Origin of the sequence: Streptomyces sp. NPDC059788, from assembly GCF_042732265.1 — a bacterium.
Classification (GTDB): domain Bacteria; phylum Actinomycetota; class Actinomycetes; order Streptomycetales; family Streptomycetaceae; genus Streptomyces.
This window is the reverse complement of record NZ_JBHWHY010000106.1, coordinates 1-7,011: the sequence shown is the minus strand read 5'-3', so window position 1 is coordinate 7,011 and position 7,011 is coordinate 1. Positions and strand designations below refer to the sequence as shown.

At 72.9% G+C, this 7,011-nt stretch carries 5 protein-coding genes; 1 reads left to right on the top strand and 4 read right to left on the bottom strand.

Features of this window, described 5'->3' with window-relative positions:
• Positions 1 to 65: 65 nt before the first annotated feature.
• Together pruA and ACFV57_RS42455 are read right to left on the bottom strand one after the other, a co-directional pair.
• Entirely contained in the window at positions 66 to 1,697 is a 1,632-nt protein-coding gene (pruA, locus tag ACFV57_RS42460; RefSeq protein WP_385244597.1) for an L-glutamate gamma-semialdehyde dehydrogenase, read from the bottom strand.
• A gap of 109 nt (positions 1,698 to 1,806) precedes the next feature.
• Complete coding sequence (locus ACFV57_RS42455) at positions 1,807 to 2,733, bottom strand: proline dehydrogenase family protein (RefSeq protein ID WP_385244595.1); 927 nt, start codon at positions 2,731 to 2,733, stop codon at positions 1,807 to 1,809.
• A 264-nt stretch (positions 2,734 to 2,997) separates the two neighbouring features.
• Here ACFV57_RS42455 and ACFV57_RS42450 point away from each other — a divergent pair, with 264 nt between their 5' ends.
• Positions 2,998 to 4,311 carry a PucR family transcriptional regulator gene (locus tag ACFV57_RS42450; protein WP_385244592.1) on the top strand — a complete coding sequence of 438 codons (1,314 nt, stop codon included), beginning with the start codon at positions 2,998 to 3,000 and terminating at the stop codon, positions 4,309 to 4,311.
• A 647-nt stretch (positions 4,312 to 4,958) separates the two neighbouring features.
• Here ACFV57_RS42450 and ACFV57_RS42445 read toward each other — a convergent pair.
• Both ACFV57_RS42445 and ACFV57_RS42440 read right to left on the bottom strand, forming a co-directional pair.
• Positions 4,959 to 5,624 (bottom strand): TetR/AcrR family transcriptional regulator, encoded by a 666-nt coding sequence (locus ACFV57_RS42445; protein ID WP_385244590.1) that lies wholly within the window; start codon positions 5,622 to 5,624, stop codon positions 4,959 to 4,961.
• A gap of 181 nt (positions 5,625 to 5,805) precedes the next feature.
• Positions 5,806 to 6,777: a PRC and DUF2382 domain-containing protein gene (locus ACFV57_RS42440; RefSeq protein ID WP_385244587.1), complete on the bottom strand. Its 972-nt coding sequence runs from the start codon at positions 6,775 to 6,777 to the stop codon at positions 5,806 to 5,808.
• Between the last annotated feature and the right edge of the window lie 234 nt (positions 6,778 to 7,011).

Sequence of the window (7,011 nt, the reverse complement as noted above, 5' to 3'; positions counted from 1 at the left end):
GCCCGACGGCCCGGCACCCCCCCGCGAAGGGGGTGCCGGGCCGTCGGCGTGGCAGGGCTACAGGGTCAGCCCATGTGCGGGTAGCGGTAGTCCGTCGGGGCGACCATCGTCTCCTTGATGGCGCGCGGCGACATCCAGCGGATCAGGTTGAACTTCGAGCCGGCCTTGTCGTTGGTGCCCGAGGCGCGGCCGCCGCCGAAGGGCTGCTGGCCGACGATGGAGCCGGTGGGGCGGTCGTTGAGGTAGAAGTTGCCGGCCGCGAAGCGCAGCTTCTCGGAGGCCTCGACGAGAACCTGGCGGTCCTGGGCGAGGACGGCGCCGGTCAGGGCGTACGCCGAGGCGGACTCCATCTGCTCCAGCATCGCGTCGAAGTCGGCGTCCTCGTAGACGTGGACGGCGATGACCGGGCCGAAGTACTCGGTCTTGAAGACCTCGTTCTCCGGGTCGGAGCAGGCGATCACGGTCGGGCGCACGAAGTAGCCCACCGAGTCGTCGTAGCTGCCGCCCGCGACGATCTCGCAGGTCGGGTCCTGCTTGGCGCGGTCGATCGCGGCCTTGTTCTTGGCGAAGGAGCGGTCGTCGATCACGGCGCCGATGAAGTTCGACAGGTCGGTGACGTCACCCATGGTCAGGCCCTCGACCTCGGCGACCAGGTCGTCCTTGAAGCCGCTCTCCCACAGGGAGCGGGCGATGTAGGCGCGGGAGGCCGCGGAACACTTCTGGCCCTGGTATTCGAACGCGCCCCGGGTGATGGCGGTCTTCAGGATCGCCGGGTCCGCGGTCGGGTGGGCGACGATGAAGTCCTTGCCGCCGGTCTCGCCGACCAGGCGCGGGTAGGAGCGGTAGTTCGTGATGTTCTCGCCGACCGCCTTCCACAGGTACTGGAAGGTGGCGGTGGAGCCCGTGAAGTGGACGCCGGCCAGCTCCGGGTGCGGCAGCGCGACCTCGGAGACCTCCTTGCCGTCACCGGTGACGAGGTTGATGACGCCCTTGGGCAGGCCGGCCTCCTCCAGGAGCTGCATGAGCAGGATCGCGGAGTGGGTCTGCGTCGGGGACGGCTTCCAGACGACGACGTTGCCCATCAGGGCGGGCGCGGTCGGCAGGTTGCCGGCGATGGCGGTGAAGTTGAAGGGCGTGATCGCGTAGACGAAGCCCTCCAGCGGGCGGTGGTCCAGGCGGTTCCAGACGCCGTTCGGCTGCATGGGCGGCTGCTCCTGGAGCAGCTCGCGCGCGAAGTGGACGTTGAAGCGCCAGAAGTCCACCAGCTCGCAGGGCGCGTCGATCTCGGCCTGCTGGGCGGTCTTGGACTGGCCGAGCATCGTGGAGGCGGCGATGGTCTCGCGCCAGGGGCCGGACAGCAGGTCGGCGGCCTTGAGCAGGATCGCGGCGCGGTCGTCGAAGGACATGGCGCGCCACGCCGGGGCGGCGGCCAGGGCGGCGTCGACGGCGTCCTGGGCGTCCTGGCGGGTGGCGTTGGCGTAGGTGCCGATGACCGCCTTGTGGTTGTGCGGCTGCACGACGTCGAAGCGCTCGCCGCCGCCCATCCGCTTCTCGCCGTTGATGGTCATCGGCAGGTCGATCGGGTTGCCGGCCAGCTCCTTGAGCTTGGCCTCCAGGCGGGCGCGCTCCGGGGTGCCGGGGGCGTAGCCGTGGACCGGCTCGTTGTACGGGGCGGGGACGTGGGTCACGGCGTCCATGTCGGCCGTCTCCTTCGGTCGGGGGTGTGCGGGTGCGTCGAGTTGTGGGGCGCCGGGCCGCGGGCGGCGGCCCGGCACGGGCGGTCCGGCCCGGGGCCGGGACCGGGGCTCAGCCCTTGGTGACGAGCGAGCGCAGGAAGAACGCCAGGTTGGCGGGCCGCTCGGCGAGGCGCCGCATGAAGTAGCCGTACCAGTCCGTGCCGTACGGAATGTAGACACGCATCCGGTGGCCCTCCGCGACGAGCCGCTGCTGCTCCGCCTCGCGGATGCCGTACAGCATCTGGAACTCGTACTCGGCGGGCTTGCGGCCGAAGCGGCGGCCCAGTTCCTGGCCTATCGCCACCATGCGCGGGTCGTGCGACCCGATCATCGGGTAGCCCTCGCCCGCCATGAGGATCTTCAGGCAGCGTACATACGCCTTGTCGACCTCTCGCTTGTCCTGGAACGCGACCGTCGCGGGCTCCTTGTAGGCGCCCTTGACCAGGCGCACGCGGGAGCCTTTCCCGGCGAGGGCGTGGCAGTCGTCCTCGGTGCGGAAGAGGTACGACTGGAGCACCGCGCCGGTCTGCGGGAAGCGGGCGCGCAGTTCGCCGAGGATGGCCAGGGTGGAGTCGACCGTGGTGTGGTCCTCCATGTCCAGGGTCACCGTCGTGCCGGCCTCGGCGGCGGCCTCGACGACGGGCGTGACGTTCTTCAGCGCCAGTTCGTGGCCGCCGGGCAGGGCCTGCCCGAAGGCGGAGAGCTTGACCGACATCTCGGCGCGCGCGCCCAGGCCCAGGTCCTTGAGGGCGGCGGTCAGCTGGAGGTAGGCGTCGCGGTTGCGCAGGGCCTCGGCCGGATCGGTGATGTCCTCGCCGAGATGGTCGAGGGTGACCTCCATGCCGCGGTCCGCCAGGTGCCGCACCGCGGCCATGGACGCGTCCAGCCGCTCACCGGCCACGAACCGGTCGACGACCGGACGGGTGACCGGGGCGGCCGAGACGATACGGCGGATGCTGTCGCTGCGGGCTGCTGCGAGAAGCACGGGACCCAGCACGGGGCACCTCCACGATGCAAGATGACAATGCCGGGCGGGCGCCTGGCAGGCGGGCGCCACGGCAAGATGAGCCACCTGAAACTTAAGGATCTCGCTACTTCCCGGCCATCGACAGCTGTCTGGCCTTCGTGGCCGGGATCTCAGACAGATGTATGACAATGGTGGAGGACCACAACGGCACCGGTGGGCCCGCGCTCCCCGGTGACCGCACGGACACCGGGGCGTACGGCCCCGGGGTGCGACGGGAAAGGAGCCACGCGGCGTATGCGGGGCGATTACCAGCAGCTCGTGGACGAGATCTCGGCCGCCCTCGGCGCCCCGGCGACCCTTGAGGACCGCGATTTCGGGCTGATCGCCTTCGGCGCGCACGAGGGCGACGACGACCTGGTCATGGACCCCGTACGCACCCGCTCGATCCTCCAGCGCCGCTCGACGGCGGCGGTGCGGGCCTGGTTCGAGGCGTTCGGCATCGCCCGTGCGAAGACGGCGCTGCGCATCCCGCCCGATCCGGCGGCCGGCGTGTTCAAAGGCCGGATCTGCCTGCCCGTACGCCATCGCGGCATCGTGCACGGATACGTCTGGCTGCTGGACGACGGCCATCTGACCGACCTGGAGCTGGGGGGCGGCAGCGCGCCGACGGACCCCCGTATCGAGCAGGCGATGGAGTCGGCCGCGGGCATCGGCGCGCTGCTGGCGGCGGAGGCCCGCGCGGGCGCCGAACTGGGCGACCAGCTGCGCGCGCTGCTGGTCTCGCGCCCTGCGGAGCGGACCGCCGCGGCGGCGGCGCTGCGCGACGGGCTGCGGTCCGCGGCGGACGCGTCCCTGACCGTGGTCGCGGTGACGCCGTGGGACGTCCCGGAAACCGATCAGGCGCCGCTGCCCAACCTGCCGGGGCTGCTCGCCGCCTGCACCATGCCGGCCGCGAACGGTTCCGACGGCGCCGAGGCTCCCCGCCCGGCCATGGCCGCCGCCGCGTCCGTCTCCGGAGGGCGGCGCCCCGCCCCCGCTCCCCCGTCGCGTGCGACCGCCGACGCCCCGTCGCTGGCCGCTCTCGTACGACTGCGCTCGGCATCCACCCTGGCCGCGGCCCACACGGTGGCCGAGCACCTGCTGCGTTCGCCGCGCGCGGGCGGGAGCCTGGCACCGGCCGGGGCGGAAGCCCGTACGCTGCCGGGGGCCGCCGGACTGGGCACGCCCGTACGGGACTTGGCCGGTCTGCCCGCCGCCTGGCAGGAGGCGCTGGCCGCGGCGCGGGCCGCGCGCGCCGAACCCCGGCTGGGACCGGTGGCCGAATGGGACGCCATCGGCTCGTACCGGCTGCTGACGGGCCTGCCGCCGGCCGAACCGGACACCATGGTGCGTCCGCTGCTGGCGCCCGCACACAGCGAACTCGCCCGTACCGCCGAGGTGTTCCTCGACTGCGCGGGCCAGGCGGGCCGCGCCGCCCAGGCTCTGGGCATCCACCGCCAGACGCTGTACTACCGGCTCGGCCGCGTCGAGAAACTGACCGGACTCGACCTGGACGAGGGCGGGGACCGCCTGCTGCTGCACATGGCGCTGAAGACGGCACGGCTGTGAGACGCCGGTGCGCCGTGCGGGCGGGCAGGGCGGTATACGGCCATGGCACTGCGGTTTCTCCGCCGCCCGTCCCGTTCGGGTACTGCCTCGTCGAGGCGCGGTCCGCCCAACGGCGGTGCCGCGTCCGGGCCGTACGCGAACAGGGGTTTGTTGAGTACTGGACAGGCGGCGGGTCCGGACGGACTATGTGAGTCTGCGGGAGCCCGGAAACCGGCAGGGGAACGGAACCCCGCGGAGGATGCGGCCGCCGCCGGGAGAAGAACCGGAACCGGCGGCGACCGGCTACCGGGCGACGGGGCTCCTCTTCCCCCTCACCCGGCACTGACCGCCCTTCCTGGTGGGCCGGGGGCGCGCGGGAGGGCCCCTGGCTGAACAGTCCGGGAAGGGCGGGGCCGGAGTCGCTTGTTCGCTGCGTGGCGCGGATCTCCGGCCGATCATGGGTGCGTACTGCTCGGCGACCTCTGGGTCTGGGAGATCCGGGCCCGGCGGCAGCTGCTGCCTGGTCCCGTACGGGGAGCCTAGAGCGCGGCGGCACAACCGGACAAGTGCGGAACGGTCAAATACCGAACGCTCTCAGCCGGTTGACCGACAAGGGTGGATATGGACCGGGCAGCGGGACGGACCGCGTGCGGTCAACCGGACGCTCCCTACGGTCGGACGGCGGCCGGCCCGCCGTCCGCCGCCTCGCCCGAAGCGCCGGCTCCCCCCTCCGCACGCCCCTCGCGCGACGCGAGCACCGAGCCGGACAACACCCGCCGCATCGCCTCCACGAGGTCGCCGCCGGAGGGCAGCGCCCCGGGGGTGACCAGGGACTGCACCATCAGGCCGGTGAGCAGCGCCTGGTAGAAGGAGCCGACGACGCGGGCCGCCTCCGGGTCGACCTCGGTGTCCGGTACGTTCTCGAAGACCGCGACCAGCCCCTCGCCGCCCTCCGGCAGGACGCCGGCCAGCGCCGCGCGCAGCTCGGGATCGCGGGGCAGCAGGCCGAGCACCTCGACCTGGGACGCCACGAAGTCGGGCCGCTCCAGGAAGCTGCGGAGAATCCGGTCCCAGGTGGCCGCGAAACGCTCCACGGGGTCGCCGTCCGGCACCGGCTCACGGCCGTCCTGCGGACCGGTGAAGCCCTCGCCCCACTCCTCGGCCGACTCCACCAGCGCCCGGCGCATCAGGACGTCCTTGGAGCCGTAGTGGTAGCCGATGGAGGCCAGGTTGGCGCCGGAGGCGGCCACGATGTCGCGGGCGGTGGTGCGCGCGTACCCCTTTTCCAGGAGGCAGCGCTTGGCCCCTTCCAGCAGGTCTTCACGGTGTCCCATGCGGTCAGCCTATGCCCGCCGCCGGACAGCCGTTCAGGACGGGCGTCCCATACAGCCGTCCACCGGGGGGATGCGCCCGGGCCGCCCGCGACGGCACGGAGCCCGGCCCACCGCACGGGGGTGCGGCGGGCCGGGCCCGCGGACACTGCGGGGAGCGGCGGCACCTCGGGTGCCTCCGGCGTTACCGGCCCCGCTCGGACCCGGGACCGCCGCGGCCCCGCTCCGGTCCCTGACCGCGCCGGCCACGCCGGCCGGTGCCCTTGCCGTCGTCGAACTCCACCTCTTCACGGTGGACTTCGGTGTTGACCTCCTGCTGTTCGGTGACCCGCTCGGTCTCCAGCCGGATGCGCTCCACCGGCACGTTCTCCTTGCGGACGACGACCTGCTCCTCGTAGAGCGTGACGTCCAGCTCGCCGTCGCCCAGCTCCGGCTGCTGCGTCCGCCCCTTGCGGCGGTCCGCGTCGCTGATCTTCTCGCGCTTGATGCGGGCCTCGTCGTGACTGACGGGTACGGTGCGGTGCACCTCCTCGGTCGTCACATGCTTGCGCAGCCGGGCGTGGCCGCTCTCGTGCGACTCGGTGCCGAGCTCCACGCGCTCCTCGGAGATGAGCATCTCCGGGTTCTGTTCCTTGGCGCGCGCCGCGTCCGTGTCCCGGCCGCGGGACATGGCCATCGCCCCGGCCCCGGCGCCGGCCAGCGGCGCGGACTCGGTCCGCTCCCGGCGGCGGTCCTCGGGCCGGTTCATGCCGGCCGCGCCCGCGGCACCGGCGGTGCCCATCCCGGCGCCGGTGGCCGTGGTGCGGCCCGGCACGGTGCCGGCCGGCGAGGTGCCCGGCCGCGCCATCCCGTAATGCCGGTACAGGCGCTCCTCCTCGGCCGGTTCCAGGTGGCCGTCCGCGTCGATCCGCGGCGCTTCCTTGATCTGGTCCTTGGTGTACGGGACCTGGCATTCGTCGCCCACGCGCCGGGCCCCGGCGAGCGGTACGAAGGTCTCCTTCATGCCGAACAGACCGGTGCGCACGGTGATCCACTCGGGCGCGTCGGTGGCGTCGTCCCGGTAGACCTGCTGGACCGAGCCCACCTTGGTGCCCTCCGCGTCGACCACGTTCATGCCGGTCAGATCCTGAGGGTTCTCACCCAGGGGTGCATTCATGGCGTCGCTCTCCTTCCGCACGCGCCGGCAGGGGGCACGCGCAGTTCCCATTGCGCGTCGCCCCGCAGCGCGCAGCGAGTCGGAAAACCCCCGGAACAGCGGCCGCGCGGCGAGTTTGCGGGGCGCCCGAGGTCGCCCCGCGCTACGCCGAACGGGTGATTGGTTGAGAGATCACCCACCGCGGCCCGCTCCCGCCCCGGCACCCCACGCCACCGGGCCCGGACCCGGCCGCGG